We start from the raw sequence: 21,202 nt of genomic DNA on the forward strand, positions 1-21,202 counted from the left end.
CCATCTTTTTTGTACCTTTGCCGTAAGAAGACTTAGCAATGACTAGGCAGGAAGCAGAGTATTTGCAGCGGCTGGAGCGTGCTTTTGGAGGTCTCTCGCAGCTTTTGGAACGCCAACAGGTGTACATTTCGGAGCTACAAGCTCGGATGAAGTACCTTGAAGGGGAGCGTTTGAGACTGGAGGAGAGCTTGACTACAGAGCAGCAAAAAAATAACGCTTTGCTTACAGCTCGGATGATTATTGCACAAGACAAAGATTGGGCGGATGCCCGTCAGCGTCTTGTAGGGTTGAAAAAAAACATCCAAGAGGCCTTACGCCTTTTGGAGACAGAATAAGAAGCCGGAGAAGAAAGAGCCTCTCCGAGAGTTGAGGGAAGTGTCTCTATGATGGAAGAAGACGGCTTAAAGGATGTGATACGTAGGGCGAGAATGCATGTGTAGCATACACATAAAAGGGAAAAAGTATGTCTCAAAAACCTATTGTGCAGCGTAAGAGATCGAGTGCGGCTACAGAGTCTGAACCGATGATGAAGGCGAGGATTATCGTAGATAGTGTAGAGCTTAATCTCAAAAGAATCCCTGTCTCTCAAGATGGTGGATACCGCAGAGCTGCTGACTTTGCTACGGATCGTATTCTTCATTATCGTCGTCTCTATGGAGGGAGTATGGAGCAGATCACGGAGCAACCGCGTCTTATGGCGTTGTTGGAGACCGCTTATTTGTTGGATATTACGACCCAACGAGCCGATCACTCTGATACAGAAAAGTCCTTGGCTAGGTTGTGTACTGACGCCGAGACGCTCTTGGAGCAGTACAAAACCCTCGTAGACGATTTGCCTTCACTCTAGTAGTGCAGAGGGGAGGATCTTGCTAAGGGGATGCGGAGTAAATAGCTCCTAATTGTGCCTTAGGCGAGTGCTTCTATTCTTTTTATCCCAATATCCGATAGTCTTTGTGTTAAGTTGGAGTGTCCTTCACAGAGGGAGATTTTCTCTGTTGTAGGGTGAGGAAATCATGCGCCTCTCTTCTTTTGGAGAAGAAAAGTCATGGAGGCAAAGTAAACAAACTGGCTTGCTAAGAGGGAAAGAGTCCCTTTTTCGGGTTAGGACAAAGAGAGACAGATTATGGGATATGTAATTGGAGCCATTGCCCTCCTCGTTGTAGGATCTGTAGTAGGTTGGCTATTGATTCGCCGTAAGGCAGACAACCTCTACAAGGCAAAGTTGGCCGAAGCAAAGAGAGAAATAGAGCGTCTTCGCAAAGATGCAAGGCGAGAAGCGGATGCTCTAGAGAAGGAAAAAATGAAAGAGCTCAAGCAAAAGTTCCAAGGTTTGAAGGAGGAACTGGAGCGTGAGACGAAGCAGCGAAATAGTGCATTTGATAGCCGCCATACCAAGCTAAAGCGCCGTGAGGAGGACCTCAATGAGCGTCAGTGTGAGCTGGAGAAGAAGAATGGCGAGCTAGATGCTGTGCGCGAGATGCTTACTGCTCAGCAGGATGTAGTAGAGCATCGTCAAGAAGAATTGAACGAGCTTATTGCTCAGCAACGCAACCAGTTGGAGCATATCGGAGGGCTTAGTGCTACTGAAGCTAAGGAACAACTCATCGAGACTATGCGTGCCGAGGCGCAAGACGAGGCTACGGCATACGTTAATGAGATTGTAGAAGAGGCTAAGATGACTGCCAATAAGGAGGCAAAACGCATCGTTGTACAGTCTATCCAGAGGGTAGCTACAGAGACAGCTATCGAAAACTCTGTAAGTGTATTCCATATCGATAATGACGAAATAAAGGGGCGAATTATTGGTCGTGAAGGACGTAATATTCGCGCTCTTGAGGCAGCTACGGGTATTGAGATTATTGTGGATGATACCCCGGAAGCGATTGTGCTCTCGGGCTTCGACCCCGTACGTCGTGAGATAGCACGCCTTGCTTTGCACCAGCTGGTACAAGATGGACGTATCCACCCAGCCCGCATCGAAGAGGTGGTGGCTAAGGTGCGTAAGCAGGTAGAAGAGGAAATTATCGAGACGGGCAAACGTACCGTAATTGACCTCGGGGTACACGGGATTCATCCCGAGTTGGTACGCCTTATTGGGAAGATGAAATATCGCTCTTCCTATGGTCAGAATTTGTTGCAGCACTCTCGTGAGACTGCCAACCTCTGTGCCATCATGGCAAGCGAGCTAGGGCTTAACCCCAAGAAGGCGAAGCGTGCAGGTCTACTCCACGATATTGGTAAAGTACCCGACGACGAACCCGAACTATCGCACGCTATCCTAGGGATGAAGCTCTGCGAAAAGTATAAGGAAAAACCCGAGATCTTTAATGCCGTAGGAGCTCACCACGACGAAGTGGAGATGACTTCTCTACTGGCTCCTATCGTACAGGTTTGTGACGCTATTAGTGGTGCTCGCCCTGGTGCTCGTAGGGAAATCGTTGAGGCGTATATCAAGCGTCTTAATGACCTTGAGCAGCTCGCGCTCTCCTATCCCGGAGTGGTTAAAACTTATGCCATTCAAGCCGGTCGCGAATTGCGTGTAATTGTGGGGGCTGATAAGACTAGTGACAAAGACATTGAGCAACTCAGTAACGAGATAGCACGTAAGATACAGGATGAAATGACCTACCCAGGGCAGGTGAAGATAACTGTAATACGTGAGACGCGCTCTGTGAGCATCGCAAAGTAACAACGAGAGAGCCTAGGAATTATATGTCTTCCTTCGAGCAAGAGATTGACAAGCGGCGTACGTTTGCCATTATTTCGCACCCGGACGCGGGTAAGACAACCCTCACAGAGAAACTCCTTCTCTTCGGGGGGGCGATCCATGTAGCAGGCGCTGTCAAAAGCAATAAAATCCGCAAAACGGCCACTAGTGACTGGATGGAGATTGAGCGGCAACGTGGGATCTCTGTCGCAACCTCAGTGATGGGCTTCCAATACGGAGACTATAAGATAAATATCTTAGACACCCCGGGGCACGAGGATTTTGCGGAAGATACTTTCCGTACCCTTACGGCCGTAGATAGCGTTATTATCGTAATTGATAGTGCCAAAGGGGTAGAGAAGCAGACGCGTAGACTAATGGAGGTCTGTCGCATGCGGCACACGCCCGTTATTGTCTTTATCAATAAGTTAGACCGTGAGGGGAGAGATGCTTTTGAGTTGCTGGATGAGGTGGAAGAAGAGTTGGGGATTCATGTTTGCCCCATGAGCTGGCCCATTGGTATGGGAGAGCGTTTCCAAGGGGTATATAACCTGTTTTCCCAAGAGCTTTGTCTTTTCAAAAGCGACAAGCAGCATGTCTCTGACGATATCCACTCAATCAAAGATATATCTACTCCTGAGGTAGAGGGGTACATCGGAAAGGCTTCTGCCGACCAACTTCGTAATGAACTTGAATTGGTTCAGGGTGTCTACCCCGAGTTCTCTTCGGAGGAGTATTTGTCGGGTCTATTGGCTCCCGTTTTCTTTGGTTCTGCCCTCAATAACTTTGGTATTAGAGAGTTGCTCGATTGTTTTGTGCGCATTGCGCCATCGCCACAACCCACAGAGGCAGAAGAGCGCATTGTGGAGCCTCGTGAGGAGCCTTTCTCCGGATTTGTCTTCAAGATCCATGCCAATATGGATCCCAATCACCGCAGCTGTATCGCTTTTGTCAAGGTTTGTTCGGGGCGTTTTGAACGCAATAAATACTATCGTCACATCCGTCTCGATAAGCAATTCCGCTTTTCTTCCCCTACCGCTTTTATGGCTCAGAAGAAAGAAATTGTGGATGATGCCTATGCCGGAGATATTGTAGGATTGCCCGATACCGGTAACTTTAAGATTGGTGATACGCTGACAGAGGGTGAGTCTCTGCACTTCCGAGGGTTGCCGAGTTTCTCTCCGGAGCTTTTCCAGTACATTGAGAATGCCGATCCCATGAAGCAGAAACAGCTTATCAAGGGTGTGGATCAGTTGATGGGCGAGGGGGTTGCGCAACTCTTTATCAATCAGTTTAATGGTCGTCGCATCATTGGTACGGTGGGGCAGCTTCAGTTCGAAGTGATCAAGTATCGCCTCTTGCATGAGTATGGTGCAGAGTGTCGCTGGGAGCCTATCCACTTGTATAAGGCATGTTGGATAGAGAGTAGTGATGCCGCAGTGCTTGCCAACTTCAAAAAACGTAAGGCACAGTACATGGCGTACGATAGAGAGGGACGAGACGTTTTCTTGGCGGACTCCGGTTATGTATTGCAGATGGCTCAACAAGACTTCCCCGAGATCAAGTTCCATTTTACAAGTGAATTTTAGGACGAGCTAGGCCTAGAGTTTTCAGAAAATTAGGTAGCGTTACTCTATTTTTGGGGTAACGCTTTTTTTTCTTACCCTCATCGGGATAGAATAATGGGCTGTGTTTTGTCGGAAGCTATCCTATATCATCATATCTTTTCTATATGCAATAGTCCGTGACCTTCATCTATTGTTGTAAGTTCATCCCCTCATTGGCAGATTGGCTAAGACGAGATTCGCTATTTATATTTTTACGATCGGACGTTTTGAGACTCTTGTTACCCAAAGTGCAACTTATACCAAAAGTGATTTTAGGGCTATGCCAGTTTTGGACAAATGAAATAAGATTTTCCATACCTACTATTTCACCTTTGGCTAGATTAGTGTTCAGTATATCATATCCATTGAGAGAGAACTTCCAGTTTTGGATACGTTTACTAATGGAAAAGTTTATCCACCACTGTTTCTCGGTTTTATATACTCCTAAAAAGAGAGGGCTATAGTAGGTAATTTGAGCATCAAAATACCACTGAGATGGAAGATTTAATGATTGTTTGTGTTGTGCGTAATAAGCAGTGAATGTGCGATTGTAATCTAGGGCATTTATGTCCCCTTTGTCTTGTTGTACATGATAAGCAAGGTAAGTAGATGCTATCCATTGCAATCCATCTTCTTTGTAGATAATTGGGATTGGAGCTCCTGCTACAATTCGTAGATACCGACTATAATCTAGATTTGTTTTAGTTAGGGCATAACCTCCATTATATGGTGTTAGGTATTCGATTATTGGATACTTTTCATTAGATAGATTTATTTCTAATGTAGCAGCTTTCATGTAGGCGTAATTGAGGGAAAGATTATACCTCGTACTATTCTTGAGTTTGGGATTTCCCAATCTGTGTAAGAATCCGGAATAGGAGGCGTAGGGCATCAAATCTCGGAAAGAAGGGCGTCGGTAGTAGGTCTGTAACGAGGTGGATATTCGGTGATTGCGTGATATATCATAAGCAAAATTGAAATAGGGTTGCCAATGATGTGTATTATCAAAGTGACTTATTCTTTCTTGAGCAATACCTTTCCGTTGATCATAATTGAATTGGACACCGCCATATGTATCAATGCTCCCATTACGATAACGTACAGTAAGATAGGCGGAAGTGTTACTTTCGTTATAAGCATTGTTCAGGAGATCTGTCTCCATTGGCGATTTAGTTACAAACCACATGTTATTTTGACTTCCTCCGATTAGAACTCCCAATGTCGGAGTAGGCCAATAGACAACGTCGGAGGCTATGCGGAGATAATGGAATCTATCTTGTAATGAGTTATTATTTGTATTGCCGTAAAAGTAATTCCGACCATTACTACTAAATGTGTAATCTGCATAGTTTTTCCAATCCCAATTCTTCTCAGACAAGGTATGATACAAATTCAAAGTAGCTACTTTTCGATTCATATCAATTCTATTCGTGTGATTGTAGTCAATATTCTCTTTAGAAAGAGATAAATGCCCCCTTGCTTCAATCAGTTGTTTGGGCGATACTTGCCATTCGAATCCTGTTTGAAGACTATGTCCTCTATAAGGATTGGTCGTTGTTGTATCCGCTCCAATGGAGGTTGTAAGAGTCTCTTGATGGCGTGTGTTAAAAAAATGATAGGATACATAATTCCTCCAATTCTTCTTGTTATAGTTGATTCTTATACGTGCATTTTCGGATAGCAGCTTTCTATAGATAGCATCCATAGAAATAAAAGTATTGGTTCCTTCATTTGGCTTTTTCTTTGTGATGATGTTCAAAATGGCATCTCCTCGCATACCATATTCCGGTCCCGGATGGCGAATAATCACCACCGCTTCTACGTCCGTCACACTCAAGGATGCAAGATATGCTTGTATCTCTTCATTTGATAATCTGAGCACCTGACGATTAACAGCCACTGTTAAGTTATAGAACCCAAAAATAGACAGCCCTCCACTTTCTTGTATTTGTACCCCTGGTATCAACTTTACACCATCCAAAATGTTTCCTCCGATGGATGCCGGATTTGCGGATAGATTATATCGAGCGACACTACCATTGTATGAAACAAAGGGGCGTTTAGCCGTTACAACAACCTCATTCAGCTCTTTATCTTTAAGTTTGATATTTATCTCCGGTATTTCTGTATTCGATTTATTTACCAAAACCCTATTCTTTTCGGGGGTATAATTTCCCTCAATATAAGAAATAACATATGAGTATTCGCCATAAGGTAATTCCTGATGGTAACGCCCTTGTACATCACATATCGTAGGATAAATTTTCGTTGAATCTTGGAGATTCTTAAATGTAATAATGGCATTGATAAGTTCTTCCCCTGAGGTGGATTTAACCTGACCACTAACCATTCCTCCGACATGTTCTTGTGCAAAAGCCGTTAGCATAGATAGCATAACAGAAAGCAATAACATTACTTCTCTTTTCATTGTACAATACTTTTCTTCATCAATGGTATAAAGGTATTAAACAATCTCATTTAATACACTGATTTCTCTTCTTGTTCTCTTTGAATTACTCCTTTCGTGTTCGTTTCCCCAAAAAACTTATAGTAAAGAAGTTGTGTGTAATATCGTTCTTGACTCTTTGGTATTTTCTATAGCGTCCCCATTAATCTTTTGGATTTGCCTCAAGGATTAAAATGGTGTAGAGCCTCCTTTTGTGTGATAGTGACGTAAATTCTTTGGCTCCAATCAAATTAGGTTGACCCTGTAAAACGGAAGACCTTTCTTTTTTCTTACCCTCATCGGGGCAGAATAATAGACTATGTTTTCTTCTTTTTCGGCGTGTATTTGAAATTATTTTCGTAATATTGCGCTCAGAGTACAAACCTTCTTGAGCCTCGGATGGGGGGTGTGAAAAATAAATCCTCACGCTGTTAGGATGTTATAATGTATCGATGTCCCCAGATTAGAGGTCTCTTGAGGGTATTGTTTTAGGGAGAAATATTTGAATTTGAAAACTAAAAATAGATTAGAAATGAAAGAGATTTACTTTGTTATGAAGAGACGATTTGTCTTTCTTTTAGCGACCATTGTGGCTTTTACAGCAATGGGAACTACTTCCATTTGGGCGCAGGAGTCGCTTGGAGTGACTGTTGCAGGCGTAGAAGTAACCAGTGCTAATGCTGCCGATCTTATGAAAGAGATTGGCAAAGGAACTGGTAAAATCAGTTATGATGTAGAGAGTCACACTCTTACCCTTGATGGGGTTAATCTGGCAATTGATGATACGACAAATCCTATTGAAACCTCCTCTGACCTTAGTAATTTTACAATAGAATTAAAGGGGGATAATGTGATTACTTCAAAGGGAGGACGCTTTGACTTGGCCAGCCCTAACAATACGATTAAGGGTAGTGGCTCCCTCTCTTATGACGCTTCTGCTGCAGTTGCTATTTTTCTAGATAATTCTAATCTGACTATAGAAGGAGGCTGTACCGTAGATGTGAAGGGAGCTTGGGGTATTACGGGAGATATGGGGCTCTCCGAAATTCTTCTAGTTAAAGCCTCTACTTTAAAGGCTAAAGGAGAAAAGGGCTCAATCTCAGACTTGAAGGATATTAAACTCGAAGATTGTGTGATTACAGCACCGGCCAATGCTAAGATTGTAGAAGGATTTGTTGTCCTTGGTGAAGAGGTGTGCACGGAACAAGTCGTGATAGAAAAGGTGAGTGTGGACTATGATATTACTGTAAAGGGTGTAAAAGTAAATGCTAGCAATGCTTCCGATATACTGGGTGATGGCTCTGTTTCTTACTCTGCGGAGACGAAGACTCTTTTCCTGCGCAATGCTACCTTAGAGGGTGGGGATAAGCCTGCTCTTGAGGTGAAGTCGGATTTGTATATTTCTCTAGAGGGGGCGAATACATTGAGTGCTACGTCTAGCGATGCTATCCTACTTGAGGCTGATGTGGAAATAAGGGGAGAAGGTTCTCTTAACGTTAAGTCTAAGGAGCAAGCAGGCCTTAAGGCAACCAAGGGTTTGACCGTGAAGGGAACGTCTATTGTTGCAGAGGGGGTATATGGATTCCTAGGCGATAAGAATAAATTGTCATTTGTGAATGCAAAGGTAGAGCTACAGGGGAGTACAGCCTCTTTATCCGGTTTTGGCGAAGTCGCATTCGAGGGGTGCCATATCCATACTCCCAAGGGTGCTAAGGTAGATAAGGGAGTTATTTATCTCAATGGGGCTATCTGCAAGGAAAAAGTATTGATAGACAAAACTATTGACTACCTCTTTGTAGGAGGAAAGACGCTTACGAGCGAAAATTACGAAGACCTCTTTGGGGATGGTTCTGTTCGCTATGATGTAGAAAAGCGGATTCTCACGCTTAACAATTTCTCTTTTAAAACAATTGCCGGAGAGTCCGGTATCAATGCTGCTAGCAAATTAGCGGATATTACTATTGTAGTTAACGGTACCAATACGATTGAGACTCCCTACTTTGGTTTGGCATTTTCTACCAATGCCCTCATCAAAGGGCAGGGAACCCTCAAAGTGAAAACAGGTAGTGCTGCCATTGCTTTGAGCGGAGCCACTCTTACGATAGAAGAAGGTGTTGATGTGGATCTTGAGAGTGACGATAATGCTATTACCGGGCTTTTGTCCTACCCGGGTAGTCTTGTTTTCAAAAAGGCCAAGGTTAAAATCTTGGGTGCAAAGGGAGCTATAAATAAGTGCTCTTCTGTTACATTCGAAGATTGTGCCATCCTCTCTCCCGAGGGGGCAAAGATGGAGGGCGACCGCCTTGTGCTCAATGGAGCTGCCATTACAACTCCCGTGATTATCGGTGTTAAGGGTGTTAGTGTAGACGAGGTTGAGGCTTCCTCTGCCAAGATCTGGGCTACTTCGGGCAAAGTTCATCTCACAGTTGATACGCCCACTCGGGTATGCATCTTCTCGCTTGATGGCGTTTGTCTACACGCTACCGAAGTGGCTGGGTATGCTACTTTTGCTCTTCCCTCTTCTTCTTACATAGTAGAGGTAGGTAATACTACTCGCAAGGTGTTGGTGCGCTAGTGTAGTCCCCATCTCCTTTTATCCCATAGGACTACGACCTCCCCCCGAGTGTGAGGTTGTGGTCCTTTTTCTTTTCCTATCAAGAGAATAGCCTCCTTCTTGTCCTTATTCACAATAGCCGGTAGGGAATGTACGTTAGTGTAATGTATGATTAAGATCTCCCTTATTACGATCTGTTACAATGCAGAGAGTACGCTATTGCCCACGCTTGAGAGTGTGGCTCGGCAGACCTATCCTCATATTGAGTACATCGTGGTGGATGGGGCATCGCGCGACAATTCTTTAGACTTGGTGCGTTCAATATGCCCTGAGGCTCTTATCACGAGTGAGCCAGATAGAGGCTTGTACGATGCTATGAATAAGGGGATTTGTAGGGCAACAGGGGACTATATTTGGTTCCTCAATGCCGGGGATTCTCTGCGTCGGGAGACTACGGTGCAAGAAGTTGTAGAGGCAATAGAGCAGGGGAGTGCACCCGATATTGTCTATGGAGATACTATGATTGTGGACGAAGAGCGGAAAGAGCTGGGGCTTCGACGCCTACGCCCCCCTCATAATCTTCGGAAAAAAGACTTCTTACGGGGTATGTTGGTTTGCCATCAAGCCTTTGTGGTGGCTCGTCGTATCGCTCTTCCCTACGACCTTACCTATACATTGAGTTCCGACTACGACTGGTGTTTACGGATGCTTGAGCGTTCGCACGAGAATCGGCAGGTTCAAACTATTTTGGTCGATTACCTAGCAGGAGGCCTCTCCAATCAGAAGCATTGGCGTTCGCTTCGGGAGCGTTTTGCTATTATGCGCCGCCATTTTGGGCTCCTCCCTACTTTGTTGGCGCACATTTCGTTCCTCTTTATTCGTAAACGTTGATGCACACGGTAGGTTCGATTCAGACTGAAGCCCTTTCTCGACTTTCTTCTCTTTACACTCGGGAGGAGGCGCGCTCGCTTGTCCGTATTCTTCTAGAAGAAATTTTGCACTTGTCTCGTACCCAGCTTCTTATGGCGTCGGAGAGACCTTTGGACGAAGGGCAGGAGGGGCAATGTTGGGAGGCTGTAAGGCGTCTATTGCACCATGAACCTATTCAATACATTTTGGGTCATGCCCCTTTTGGTCCGCTCGATCTCTTTGTTGCTCCAGGGGTGCTGATCCCTCGGCCTGAGACGGAGGAGCTTTGTTCCACCATCGTAGAGCGACATAAGGGACAGAAGGGGGTGCGCATTCTCGATTTGGGTACGGGGAGCGGTTGCATTGCTTTGTATCTAGCACAGAGGTTGCCTCAATCCGAGGTGTTTGCTCTGGAGAAAAGCGATCAAGCTGCCACCATAGCTCGGAGAAATTTTGACCGATCAGGCTTAGGTTCTTCTACTCCCCAACTCTTGCGTGGGGATATGCTCGAAGTGGGCTCTTGGGCTTCGTCTCTCCCTCCTTTGGATATTATCGTCAGCAATCCTCCCTACATCCAGCTTTCCGAGGCTGTGACTATGGAGCCTCATGTCTTGGAGCATGAGCCGCACCTTGCCCTCTTTGCTCCGGAGGCAGATCCTCTGCTTTTCTATCGGGCGATATGCCAACTGGCAGCACGGCTTCCTATGCAATCATCTGCCCATATTTACCTAGAGTTAAATGCTCTTCTTGCAGAGGATACTCTTGCTATCTTCGCAGAAGCTCCCCATATTCTCTCAGCAAGTCTTTTGCCCGATCTCTCGGGAAAATCGAGATTTCTCACTGCTACGCTTACTCCCAAATGACTCCAGAAAATCTATACCGCAAGGTCTCTTCTTATTGCTCTAGTGCAGAACGTTGCCCCGCAGAAGTAGCACAATGGCTTTGGCGTCATGGCATTGATGCCGAAGATCATAGCTTTATTATCGAAAAACTCAAAGCCGATAACTTTATCAACGAAGAGCGTTTTATTCATGCTTTTGCCTCCGATAAGTTGCGCTTCTCGGGGTGGGGCCCCTTCAAAATTAAGCAAGAGTTATTACAGAGAGACTTGCCCGAGGCTGCTGTGGAGCGTATCGTGCGAGAGGTAATGGATGAGGAGGATGCTCCGCGCCTTCTGAGAGAGATGCTTACCAAAAAGCTACTTTCGCTCAACGATCCTACTCCGGATGAAATACAACGCAAAGTAATTACTTGGGCAATGAATCGGGGGTTTGATCTCGATGAGATACTCTCTATCCTCAAAGAGTTTTAGTCAAGAGCTGTGTCTATCCGTACCTATCGTTATGTACCTCCTAGGCGTTGGCAGACCTATCTCAAGGCTTGTTTGGAGATCCTTTATCCCCAGTACTGCCCGGTGTGCCATCATCTTCTTGCTCCCGAGATGGAGGGAATTTGTCCGGATTGCCTCCTCTCGCTCCCTCTCTATCACGATAAATTATTACATGCTGCCGACCGATTAGAAGGAGGAGTTTTCCCTTTTGATCAACTCCTAGCCGGCTACCAATTCAGTCGTAACAACGCGGTGCAGGAGGTGGTACATAGTATCAAATACCAAAGAAATAGAGCCCTTGGGATTACCCTTGGGCGTGTTTTAGCTCATCGTTTTGCCCTTTCTCCAGCGCGTTACGACCTATTGATTCCTATTGCTACGCATCCCAAAAGAGAAGCCCTGAGGGGTTACAATCAAGCCGAAGCTATAGCCCGAGGGGTGAGTATGGCAAGTGGAATACCTGTTGCAAAAGAGACACTTATACGGAATGGGAGGCACAGCCAAACAATGCTGGGGCGTGAGGATCGCTTGCGCTCAATGGTAGGGGCATTCTCCCTGTCGCGCGATGTGCCGGCGGAGGGGAGCCGCCTTCTGCTCGTTGATGATGTGCTTACTACGGGAGCAACCTTAGTGGCGGCTGCAGACACATTGGCTCTCACAGCTCCCGAGAGCCTGACGGCTCTTGTACTCGCCGTGGATGAATAGCCCTTCCCTTTTTCAGCTAAAACTTGGCTGGTCATCGCAAAAGTCCCTTTGATTTTTATAGGTAAGATTGGACTAAGTCCGAAATAAAATTCTATCTTTGCACTTGCTTTTGAGTTGGACTTTGTTCAAGTTAGTTGAAGTTAAGCCGATAAAACAGGGTAAACCATAGGATGGAATTTATCAGGATATTCTCTATAGCAAAGAGCCTTATCTCTATTCCCAATTCGTTTTTTGGGAAGTCTCGCTTTCACCTCTTTACTCTTCTCTTTCTCTCCGCTCCCTCTCTGTTGTGGGCGCAAAGAGGGGATAAAAACCCATCTTTTACCGTCGTAGTAGTGGAGGAGGGGAGTGAAGAACCTATCCCCGGGGCTTTGGTGCAGCTAGAGGGGCAACGAGCCCTCACAGATGGCGAGGGAAAAGTCGATTTTCCCTTCCCTCAAAAGGAGCGTTGCGAGGTGCTTGTTCGCATGGTTGGGTACAATGAGTATAAGAGCATCGTTAAGCCAAAAGCCAAAGGTCTACACTTACATCTCGTCCCTGTACGGCTTGATGAAGTGGTAGTCGTGGGCGATAAACCGCGTAGCGAGTCCACTACCATTGCGGTACGCCTCGGGGAGAATGCTTTGCGTAGTGAGGCCAAGAGCTCCCTTGCAAAGGTCTTGCAGGAGGTGCCGGGGATGAGTAGTATCAGCAGTGGTGCTACCATTATGAAGCCCGTAATACAGGGTATGCACAGTAGTCGTATCCTCCTTATAAATAATGGAGTACGGCAAGAAGGGCAGCAATGGGGAGCCGACCATGCTCCTGAAGTGGATATCTCTACGGCAACGAGTGTTGAAGTAATCAAGGGGGCTGAGTCTATTCGCTATGGAGCAGGAGCCATAGGAGGGGTTATTCTACTGGAGACAGCTCCTCTGCCCAAATGGGGAGAGCCTCTCAAGGGGCGACTCTCTCTCTCGGCAACATCTAACGACCGTGGGGCTGAGGTTAATGGAGATCTCTCGGGGAGCGTAGAGGCTCTTCGGGGATTGACCTGGCGCACGCAAGCCGCCTATTCGGTAGCCGGAGATTACGAAACTGCGAAGTATGTACTTAATAATACAGGAGCTAGAGAAGGTAGCTTTACGGGGGTGCTTGGCGTTGATCGTCCTCGTTTTTCTACGGATTTATTCGTGAGTTACTATTCTTCTCAACTCGGTATTTTTACGGGTTCGCATATAGGTACCCTCGAAGATCTCTTGGAGCGATTTGAGTTGGGAGAGCCTCAAGTCTTCGCCCCTCGTAGCTATAAAATTGCAGCTCCCAAGCAAGAGGTACAGCATTGGCTTATGCGCCTATCGGGGGTGTACAAGCTAAAGCAGGGAGGTCTATTGCGGATGCAATATGACTTTCAGAACGATGATCGGCAGGAGTTTGAGATACGTGTCGGCTCCCTGGCGCATAAACCTGCTTTGGGGCTTCTACTAGCAAGTCATGGAGCACAAGCCATTTGGGAATCTTCTAAAGAGCAACCCTTGCGTTTTGTTGTTGGTTCTAGTGCCCAATTGCAGCAGAATAAAACGACCAATACCGGTACGGTGCCCCTTATCCCCAACTACGCCGGTCTTACATTTGGGGGATATGGTATTAGCAAATGGGTACGTCCCCGTTACGAGGTTGCTCTTGGGGTGCGTTACGATTATAAGTACCTCAATGCCCTAGGCTATGGGCTCTCGGGCGAGGAGTATGGAGGGGAGCATCACTACAATAGTCCGTCGTTTTCGCTCTCGGGTCTTGTACGTCCTCTAGAGGGAGTTACCTTTTCTTCCAATCTTGGTTTGGCTTGGAGAGCCCCTGATGTCAATGAGCTCTACAGCAAAGGTTTGCATCACGGAGCGGCAGCGTATGAGGAGGGGGATGCTACTCTGCAGCCCGAGGCTTCTTGGAAGTGGAATAACGAACTTCGCTATGTCAACTCTTGGATACATGCCTCTGCAACCGCTTTTTTGCAATCCATTGGCAACTATATTTTTGCAAGCCCCGAGCACGACCCCAATACGGGAGGCATTGCCGTGAAAGAGTTGGTAGCCGGGGTCTTTCCCATCTTCCGCTATCGGCAAGTAGATGCTCGCTTTTGGGGTGGGGATGTACAACTGAGGGTGCACCCATTCAAGGGTTGGGAATACACTTTCGAAGGGCAGTGGATTCGCGCTATAGAACGCAAAACCGGGGGATATTTACCCTATATCCCTTCCGATCGCTACCGCCAGTCTATCCAATGGAAGAGCCATAATCTCTTCCCCCACAACCAATTCTCGTTTGGGTTGGATTGGGTTTTTGTCACAAAGCAGCGGAGGTTTGACCCCTCAATAGACTTTTTACCCACGACGCCAGATGCCTATCATTTGCTGGGAGCATCGGCAGAGTATACCCACACTATGAGTCAAGGTAGATCGTGGAAGGTATCGTTGCGTGCGGAGAATCTGCTTAACGCGCTCTACAAAGAGTACACGAATAGGTTTCGCTACTTTGCCCATGAGAAGGGGCGAGATGTGCAACTTATCCTAGGTTACTACTTCTAGAATAACAAAACAAATAGATATACGACAATGAAAAAACTGCTCTGTACAACTTTCGCTACTGCCCTATTTGTGCTCCTGTTTTCCCTTAGTTCTTGTGGAAAAATTACCCCGGAAAAGCCGATAAATCAGGCAAAAGAGCGTGGGCATGAGGTACCCTATAGTACCGATTTTATCTTTACCCCTTGTGAAGTGGCAGATACAACAGCCCTCTTTGTGGATAAGATTACGAATAAGGGCTCCTCTTCTACATGGAGCTTCTCCAATGAAAAAGCAAATCACACACCTCTTGCACTAAAGCGAGGTCAATGGTATCACTTAGAAATTGTGCTGCGTAATGCCTCCGGCTCTGATATCAATGCTCAATACATTACCCCAGAGCAGGCGGCTCTACATCAGTTCTTTTTTATAAGTCGAGAGCTTAAAGACGAAGCCAAGAAAACCTATCGCACCATACCAAGTGCTATCACCTATAAGTATGCAGAGACGCTGCAACTTGAGGGGAAGCGTAACCCGATTGGGCTAGAGGGTGCCTTCTATGTACATCCCAATGCCACTCTGGATCACTTTTTCTTGAATGTGGTATTGGTACATGTATTGCCTCCCTCGACAAAGATTAACCGAACAACAAACTCTTTTTATCCCTTCGATCAACCTGCTCGCACTATGGGTACACGCGATCTTGAGTTGTACATTCCAATAGACCTACAATAACTAAGTGATAGAAACGCAATATGAGGAGATCTGTTTTTGCGACTCTTTTATTGTCGGTAGCTTTCTCTCTAGGGTTCTCTAGTTGTAGCAACGATCCTAAGCCCAATATGTCGAGCTTTGTTTTGCCCGATAAGATCAGCATTGAGATGCATTGTGGTCACTTGCATGGGGCTGAGTTCCATGGGGATCCTTCCTATCTCAATATTGGTTTCCCCGACAAGGGGGTGCAAAAGGTAGATTTCAAACTCAATGCTGATGGCAAAGGGTATAGTATAGCCGGAGGGAACAACCCTGTCCGTTGGAAGTCGAACGTGATTTGGTCTCTGGAGCTTACTTGCTACGATAAGGAGGGTAAGCGTGTCAATAATATGTTTGTGAAGGAGGGGGCTGAGGATCTATTCCAACTCTTCATCACGGTAGACAATATCCGTAAATACACCCCAGGGAGTAAGGTTGAGGGGCCTCTAGTGAATACAACTTTCGAAAAGGTGGGGGCGAAGTTTGTGTATCGCGATACTCATCCAGAAGATCGAATGTTTGGGTATAGCCCCCCTGGTGAAAACTATGAGGTAAAGCTCTCTCGTAAGCAGTTGGGGCTAAAGGGGTATTTCGATGATCCGGAGACTCTCGAGGAGAGTAACCCTTTTATCGGACTTCGTGATAAGCATCTCTCTTACGATCTTCACCTCCGTATGGTGCGCTTTGCAACCCCTAAAAAGAAGAGACCTAATGGCTCTTTCCGCTCTGCGTATGCTTGGGAGGAAGCTTTTTCTGCACTCTCTGTTTTTGAGCTAACAATCCCCATTCGAGTGGTGACAAAGCGCCCCTCTGATGATCCTAAAACGTTGGAAGAATATCTTAATGACCTCGCTGCCGAGTACGAAATGTCCAGAGAGGATATAGAGGATCTCTATAAAGAATCGTGGGATGTGCCTATAGAGGGAGAGGGGGCTGAGAAGTATTACATGTAATCTCTTTCGTTTCCATACTTAATCGTCTATATTGAGCCCCTTTACCTTGGAGTCGTTTTTCATACCGCTCTCTAGGGTAAAGGGGGCTTTTTCTCTCCACTGAATGGGAGGTCGAAAGGCTCGGATCGTGGCCATTTCTTCTCCCTCTTCCTAGTCCTGTTTACAGGATGGGGGATAGGGTTGTGTAGAGTACTAACGAGGAATGTAGTACCTTTACGTACAGAACAATGAAGATGAACGAGAATAAAAACCGACCGAGTCTCCTCACAGCCGAGCGATACCACGATATCAGCATGGGGCATCGCGTTGTAGGGCACGAGAGCAAGTGCCGCCATCTACATGGGCATAACTATCGTATCCACTTTGTTTGTACAGCTCCTGAGCTAGACGCCTTGGGGCGTGTGATAGACTTTGGTGTGATCAAAGAACGCCTTTGTCTCTGGGTAGAGGAGGCTTGGGATCATAAAATGATGCTTTGGCAAGAAGATCCTCTTCTACCTCAATTGAAGGAGATTGCCCCCGAGGATTTGGTGATAGTTCCTTTCAATCCAACGGCGGAGGCGATGGCTCGTTATTTGGTGGAGGAGGTCGCTCCCCACAATTTGGAGGGTACGGGTGTTACTCTGGTGGCCTGTACTGTAGAAGAGACCGCCAAGTGCCGTGCGTCTTACCGCCTATTGCCATGCTAGACCATCTCGAACTTCCTGTAAACGAGATATTCTATTCCCTACAAGGGGAGGGGGCACAAGTGGGGCTTCCGATGGTATTTATACGTTTGAGTAGTTGTAACCTTCGTTGCAGCTATTGCGATACGGATTTTTCTTCTTTTACCCCAATGTCGTTGGAGGCAATTGTTGCAGAGCTTGCCTCTTTCCCCACGCATAATATCCTTTGGACAGGGGGGGAGCCTACCCTGCATCTTACCGAAGAGGTGGTCGGATTTTTCCATCAAAAGGGGTATAGACAGAGCATTGAAACCAATGGTACACGCCCTGTACCTCGTGGAATTGACTACATCACGTGCAGTGCCAAGCCCGAGTCCTTTCCTCATTTGTGGGAGAATTTTCCCCATGGTGTGGATGAGTGGCGTTTCCCCTTTGGAGCATCAGCTCCATTACCACCTGCAATAGAGAGCCTTCCGCCGGCACGCACCTACTGCTTAAGTCCTATTTACGAACCGGGAGAAGCAATATTGCAACCTCCTCATGCGTTGGAAGAGTGTATTGAGTATATCAAGCAACACCCTACATGGCGTCTAAGCATACAACTCCACAAAATCATTGGTATTCAGTAGCTCTTCTTGTTGGGGCTTTCTTTTTCTTGCTCTTGCTTGGGGGGTGTGCAGCGCGTAAAATACGTGATGCGGAGTATGCACACAAGGCGGGGCGTTACGGAGAGGCTGCCGAGATGTACCGTGAGCTCTATCGCAAGCAGACTCGCAAAGACAAAGAGAAAAAGGCGTTTTTTGCTTTTCGTGCCGCAGAAAATTATCGTTTGGCACGCAATGCGCAGAGGGCCAAATCCTTTTATATTTCGGCGCGCTCTTATCAGTATCCGGATTCCATTGTGCTTTTGCGACTTGCGGAGATGGAGCAACGCCTAGGGCGCACTCGGGATGCGCTTGTAGATTACGAGGCCTTTTGTGCTCTTTATCCCAATGATTACTTTGCCAATTTGGGGAGAGAGTGTTGCCTGCAAATAGACGCTTTGCGTTCCAATCCTTCTCACTATCAAGTGCGTTTGGCACGCAACTTGAATTCGTCTCGAAGTGATTTTGGAGGGGCTTTTTTGCCCGATGGGAGTGCTTTTATTTATTCTTCGGCTCGTAACAAAAACCCTGAGATAGAGAACAGTGCCATCACGGGGGAGAAGCCTAATGACCTCTACTATATCCACCAAGATGCCCAAGGACGATGGTCTCGCCCCGATAGTATCTCCGGAGGTATCAATACCTCTAATGACGAAGGGATGCCTGCTGTTTCTCCCGATGGTAACACCCTTTATTATACGATGGCGGAGTATAGCGATCTTTACGACAGAACTGCCAAAATCTATAAGTCCTCAAAAAGTGGAGAAGGAGGATGGAGTGCAGGCAAAGAATTGGAGATCTGGAGCGATACGTTGCGTATGGCGGCTCATCCAGCCCTCTCGGTTTCGGGAGAGAAACTCTACTTTGTGAGTGAGGGAGGGTATGGAGGTAAAGATATTTATTACATCAACGTAGAAGAGATCGGGAGTGCTGTACCTACCAATATAGGAGGAGCGATCAATACTCCCGGTAATGAAATCTCTCCTTTTGCTGTGGGGGATAGTACGCTCTATTTTGCTTCAGATGGTCATCCCGGCCTAGGAGGATACGATCTCTACCGGGCCACGTTGCAGTCATCGGGGGAGTGGCTTTGCGAACATCTTGGCGCGCCTCTTAATTCTCCCCAGGATGATTATGCCATGACCCTTAACCCTAAGCCGGATAAGAATAATACGAGCGAAGGTTATTTTTCCTCTTCTCGTCAGGATGCATGGGGGCGTCCACATCTTTGGTCTTTTACCCAACCTGCTATTCTTACGATTCTGGAGGGTTTTGTTTCAGACCGCGAGGGGAATCCTATTGCAGGGGCATTTGTACGTGTTGTAAGTGAGACGAATCCCGAGACTCCTCTTGTGGCTACTACCCACGCCGATGGCTACTACTCATTAGATATAGGGGGGGGGACGCGTTATGTTCTCTTAGCAGGCGCCGATAAATACTTACGTGCCTATTCTTCTTTTGAGAGTGATGTTGCTACCGAAGATGCCGTTTATGCCATTGATTTTACACTTGCTTCCTCTGTAGTGAGCGAAGTGTTCCAAGACATATTCTATGCCTTCGATAGTGCAGATTTATTGCCGGAGAGCAAGGTTGCTCTAGATCAGATTGCCAAGATACTACAAGATAATCCTGAGGTCGTGGTTGAGCTTTCGTCTCATGCTGATCGTGTGGGATCCGATGCCTACAATTTAGGTCTTAGTGATAGGCGTGCGCGAGCTGTAGTGGATTATTTAAAGGGGAAAGGGATTCCAGCCGATCAGTTGCAACCCAAGGGATATGGGAAGTCACGTCCTAGAGTGATATCTTCAGCCCTTCATGTCCTTTACCCCCAATTCCCCGAAGGTACGATACTTGACGAAGCATTCGTTACTGCCCTTAGTGAAGAGGATAAGAAAATAGCAGATGCCCTAAATAGACGCACAGAATTTATTGTTATAGATCGAGTGGAGGGAGCCTCGGAGTCTACGGATGAGGTGGGGGAAGAGAATACCCCTAAAGTTACTCCCGAGGAATAAATCCATCCGCGCTTGCTCTCTTTTAAGTCTATTAGTTGGAAATGATACAATACAAAGAATTAGAAATTCCAGGAGTTTGGCTCCTCACGCCTCAGGTTTTTGGAGATGAGCGTGGCTCTTTTACCGAAGTTTTACGTTTCCCTGAGTTTGCCGAGAAGGTCTCGCCTTGTCCCTTTATTCAAGAAAATGAGTCTTTTTCTACCCGAGGGGTACTGCGAGGACTACACCTGCAACATGGCTCGGCTGCCCAAGCAAAACTCGTGCGTTGCATCCATGGGGAGGTGATAGATGTAGCCGTAGACCTTCGGTTGCAGAGTCCAACCTTCGGTCGTCATGTCGCCGTTCGTCTCTCTGGTACAACCAAGCAGCAGCTTTACATTCCTCGGGGCTTTGCCCATGGTTATCTTGTGGTGAGCGACGAAGCTATTTTTTCTTACAAGGTAGATAATGGTTATTCCCCTCAAGACGAATGTCATCTTTATCCCTTTGAGCCTGAGATTGGGGTTGATTGGCTACAATATGGAGTGCCTAGAGAGCAGTTAATCCTTTCTCCCAAAGATTTGGCAGGCTCTAGTTTGCAGCAATATCTTAGGGGTTAGATGTTTCCCTATTGGTTCTCTTTTCTTTCTTCTTAGGCTCGACGCCAAATGAAAATATATCAGTTCGTTTTTGATGGTAGGGAGCAACTCCTACATTATTACTATAAAGGGGAGGCGCTCATCCGCAAAGGATATCCCTTGTTTCTGCCTAACACCTCGCCCGAAGAGTGTTATGTGGCTTATCCCTCGTTGCTTGTGCGAATCGGTAGAACAGGTCGCGAGGTCGCCTCTCGCTTCTCACATCGTTACATCAATGGGCTAGGGGTTGGGTTTGATATTGTGCATCACAATCGTCTTTGCGACCTTATTGCCGCTCGGCAGCCATGGAGTGAGGCTGTGGCTTTTGAGTATGCAGCTGCTGGAATAATCGAAGATTGCTTTTTAGACGAAGGAGGGTTGCAACCAAGCTATCATCTTGAGTGGGGAGAATGGGATCTGGAGGTGACGGAGCCCATGATCCGCAAGGCTGTAGAGCGAATGTCCTACTTAAATATCATCCATGTAGGGGATATTTTGCTTGTTCGGCCTCAAATCTTGCAACATCCAGCGCTGCAAGTTGAGCAGAACTACAGCGTGAATGCTCCCGAGCTAGGGGAGTATATATTACGTGTTAAGTAGGACTTTTAGCTCTCTAATTGATCTCTATCTAGAGCTTATTGAAGAATATATGAGGTCTCTTGTGGAAAAAGATTGGGCGTAAGTTTTTGTAGAATAGGAATGTAACTAAGTTTAACGTTTTAAGGCTGGTGGAGAATTTTGCTGGAATAGAATAAAAGCC

The 21,202-nt window shown here is 46.4% G+C and carries 18 protein-coding genes; 17 read left to right on the forward strand and 1 reads right to left on the reverse strand.

Annotation, left to right across the window (positions count from 1 at the left end; translation table 11 throughout):
• Positions 1-38 precede the first annotated feature (38 nt).
• From POREN0001_RS08305 to POREN0001_RS08320, 4 genes are all read left to right on the forward strand, one after another.
• Positions 39-335, forward strand: a complete 297-nt coding sequence (locus POREN0001_RS08305) for a hypothetical protein (RefSeq protein ID WP_004335141.1) — start codon at positions 39-41, stop codon at positions 333-335.
• A gap of 128 nt (positions 336-463) precedes the next feature.
• The gene (locus POREN0001_RS08310; protein WP_004335086.1) at positions 464-847 is read left to right on the forward strand and encodes a hypothetical protein; all 384 of its coding nucleotides are present in this window, start codon (positions 464-466) and stop codon (positions 845-847) included.
• 273 nt (positions 848-1,120) lie between these two features.
• Positions 1,121-2,689 carry a ribonuclease Y gene (rny, locus tag POREN0001_RS08315; RefSeq protein ID WP_375378842.1) on the forward strand — a complete coding sequence of 523 codons (1,569 nt, stop codon included), beginning with the start codon at positions 1,121-1,123 and terminating at the stop codon, positions 2,687-2,689.
• 23 nt (positions 2,690-2,712) lie between these two features.
• Positions 2,713-4,296: a peptide chain release factor 3 gene (locus POREN0001_RS08320; RefSeq protein WP_004335004.1), complete on the forward strand. Its 1,584-nt coding sequence runs from the start codon at positions 2,713-2,715 to the stop codon at positions 4,294-4,296.
• 166 nt (positions 4,297-4,462) lie between these two features.
• Here POREN0001_RS08320 and POREN0001_RS08325 read toward each other — a convergent pair whose 3' ends face one another.
• Positions 4,463-6,742, reverse strand: a complete 2,280-nt coding sequence (locus POREN0001_RS08325) for a TonB-dependent receptor (RefSeq protein ID WP_052296716.1) — start codon at positions 6,740-6,742, stop codon at positions 4,463-4,465.
• A gap of 571 nt (positions 6,743-7,313) precedes the next feature.
• Between POREN0001_RS08325 and POREN0001_RS08330 the strand changes: the two genes are divergently transcribed.
• The 13 genes from POREN0001_RS08330 to POREN0001_RS09165 all read left to right on the forward strand — a co-directional run bounded on the left by POREN0001_RS08330 (position 7,314) and on the right by POREN0001_RS09165 (position 21,042).
• Complete coding sequence (locus tag POREN0001_RS08330; protein ID WP_147286682.1) at positions 7,314-9,335, forward strand: hypothetical protein; 2,022 nt, start codon at positions 7,314-7,316, stop codon at positions 9,333-9,335.
• Positions 9,336-9,482: 147 nt separating this feature from the next.
• On the forward strand, positions 9,483-10,205 hold the full coding sequence (locus POREN0001_RS08335; RefSeq protein ID WP_004335160.1) for a glycosyltransferase family 2 protein: 723 nt from the start codon (positions 9,483-9,485) through the stop codon (positions 10,203-10,205).
• Entirely contained in the window at positions 10,205-11,086 is an 882-nt protein-coding gene (gene prmC / locus POREN0001_RS08340) for a peptide chain release factor N(5)-glutamine methyltransferase (protein WP_040581570.1), read from the forward strand. The genes POREN0001_RS08335 and prmC overlap by 1 nt, the downstream gene beginning before the upstream one ends.
• Positions 11,083-11,535, forward strand: a complete 453-nt coding sequence (locus POREN0001_RS08345; protein ID WP_004335108.1) for a regulatory protein RecX — start codon at positions 11,083-11,085, stop codon at positions 11,533-11,535. The genes prmC and POREN0001_RS08345 overlap by 4 nt, the downstream gene beginning before the upstream one ends.
• Positions 11,536-11,544: 9 nt before the next feature.
• Positions 11,545-12,258: a ComF family protein gene (locus POREN0001_RS08350; RefSeq protein WP_004335021.1), complete on the forward strand. Its 714-nt coding sequence runs from the start codon at positions 11,545-11,547 to the stop codon at positions 12,256-12,258.
• A 170-nt stretch (positions 12,259-12,428) separates the two neighbouring features.
• Positions 12,429-14,819, forward strand: a complete 2,391-nt coding sequence (locus tag POREN0001_RS08355) for a TonB-dependent receptor (protein ID WP_004335120.1) — start codon at positions 12,429-12,431, stop codon at positions 14,817-14,819.
• Between the two features lie 27 nt (positions 14,820-14,846).
• Positions 14,847-15,530: a hypothetical protein gene (locus POREN0001_RS08360; protein WP_004335034.1), complete on the forward strand. Its 684-nt coding sequence runs from the start codon at positions 14,847-14,849 to the stop codon at positions 15,528-15,530.
• 20 nt (positions 15,531-15,550) lie between these two features.
• A complete protein-coding gene (locus POREN0001_RS08365) occupies positions 15,551-16,501 on the forward strand; it encodes a hypothetical protein (protein ID WP_004335188.1) in 951 nt (316 codons plus the stop codon).
• 227 nt (positions 16,502-16,728) lie between these two features.
• Positions 16,729-17,190 (forward strand): 6-pyruvoyl trahydropterin synthase family protein, encoded by a 462-nt coding sequence (locus POREN0001_RS08370; protein WP_004335140.1) that lies wholly within the window; start codon positions 16,729-16,731, stop codon positions 17,188-17,190.
• Complete coding sequence (locus POREN0001_RS08375) at positions 17,184-17,795, forward strand: 7-carboxy-7-deazaguanine synthase QueE (RefSeq protein WP_040581574.1); 612 nt, start codon at positions 17,184-17,186, stop codon at positions 17,793-17,795. The genes POREN0001_RS08370 and POREN0001_RS08375 overlap by 7 nt, the downstream gene beginning before the upstream one ends.
• Positions 17,750-19,825, forward strand: a complete 2,076-nt coding sequence (gene porE / locus POREN0001_RS08380) for a PorE family type IX secretion system protein (protein ID WP_004335134.1) — start codon at positions 17,750-17,752, stop codon at positions 19,823-19,825. Before POREN0001_RS08375 ends, porE begins: the two co-directional genes overlap by 46 nt.
• A gap of 44 nt (positions 19,826-19,869) precedes the next feature.
• Positions 19,870-20,424, forward strand: coding sequence for a dTDP-4-dehydrorhamnose 3,5-epimerase (gene rfbC / locus POREN0001_RS08385; protein ID WP_040581610.1), 555 nt, complete (start codon positions 19,870-19,872; stop codon positions 20,422-20,424).
• Positions 20,425-20,472: 48 nt separating this feature from the next.
• Positions 20,473-21,042 carry a hypothetical protein gene (locus tag POREN0001_RS09165; RefSeq protein ID WP_004335085.1) on the forward strand — a complete coding sequence of 190 codons (570 nt, stop codon included), beginning with the start codon at positions 20,473-20,475 and terminating at the stop codon, positions 21,040-21,042.
• Positions 21,043-21,202 lie beyond the last annotated feature (160 nt).

It is taken from the genome of Porphyromonas endodontalis ATCC 35406 (genome assembly GCF_000174815.1).
Classification (GTDB): domain Bacteria; phylum Bacteroidota; class Bacteroidia; order Bacteroidales; family Porphyromonadaceae; genus Porphyromonas; species Porphyromonas endodontalis.

Coding starts and splice junctions, on each gene's coding strand:
- POREN0001_RS08305 (WP_004335141.1), top strand. CDS start 39: ATGACTAGGCAGGAAGCAGAGTATTTGCAGCGGCTGGAGCGTGCTTTT.
- POREN0001_RS08310 (WP_004335086.1), top strand. CDS start 464: ATGTCTCAAAAACCTATTGTGCAGCGTAAGAGATCGAGTGCGGCTACA.
- POREN0001_RS08320 (WP_004335004.1), top strand. CDS start 2,713: ATGTCTTCCTTCGAGCAAGAGATTGACAAGCGGCGTACGTTTGCCATT.
- POREN0001_RS08325 (WP_052296716.1), bottom strand. CDS start 6,742: ATGAAAAGAGAAGTAATGTTATTGCTTTCTGTTATGCTATCTATGCTA.
- POREN0001_RS08330 (WP_147286682.1), top strand. CDS start 7,314: ATGAAGAGACGATTTGTCTTTCTTTTAGCGACCATTGTGGCTTTTACA.
- POREN0001_RS08335 (WP_004335160.1), top strand. CDS start 9,483: ATGATTAAGATCTCCCTTATTACGATCTGTTACAATGCAGAGAGTACG.
- prmC (WP_040581570.1), top strand. CDS start 10,205: ATGCACACGGTAGGTTCGATTCAGACTGAAGCCCTTTCTCGACTTTCT.
- POREN0001_RS08345 (WP_004335108.1), top strand. CDS start 11,083: ATGACTCCAGAAAATCTATACCGCAAGGTCTCTTCTTATTGCTCTAGT.
- POREN0001_RS08355 (WP_004335120.1), top strand. CDS start 12,429: ATGGAATTTATCAGGATATTCTCTATAGCAAAGAGCCTTATCTCTATT.
- POREN0001_RS08360 (WP_004335034.1), top strand. CDS start 14,847: ATGAAAAAACTGCTCTGTACAACTTTCGCTACTGCCCTATTTGTGCTC.
- POREN0001_RS08365 (WP_004335188.1), top strand. CDS start 15,551: ATGAGGAGATCTGTTTTTGCGACTCTTTTATTGTCGGTAGCTTTCTCT.
- POREN0001_RS08370 (WP_004335140.1), top strand. CDS start 16,729: ATGAAGATGAACGAGAATAAAAACCGACCGAGTCTCCTCACAGCCGAG.
- POREN0001_RS08375 (WP_040581574.1), top strand. CDS start 17,184: ATGCTAGACCATCTCGAACTTCCTGTAAACGAGATATTCTATTCCCTA.
- porE (WP_004335134.1), top strand. CDS start 17,750: ATGGCGTCTAAGCATACAACTCCACAAAATCATTGGTATTCAGTAGCT.
- POREN0001_RS09165 (WP_004335085.1), top strand. CDS start 20,473: ATGAAAATATATCAGTTCGTTTTTGATGGTAGGGAGCAACTCCTACAT.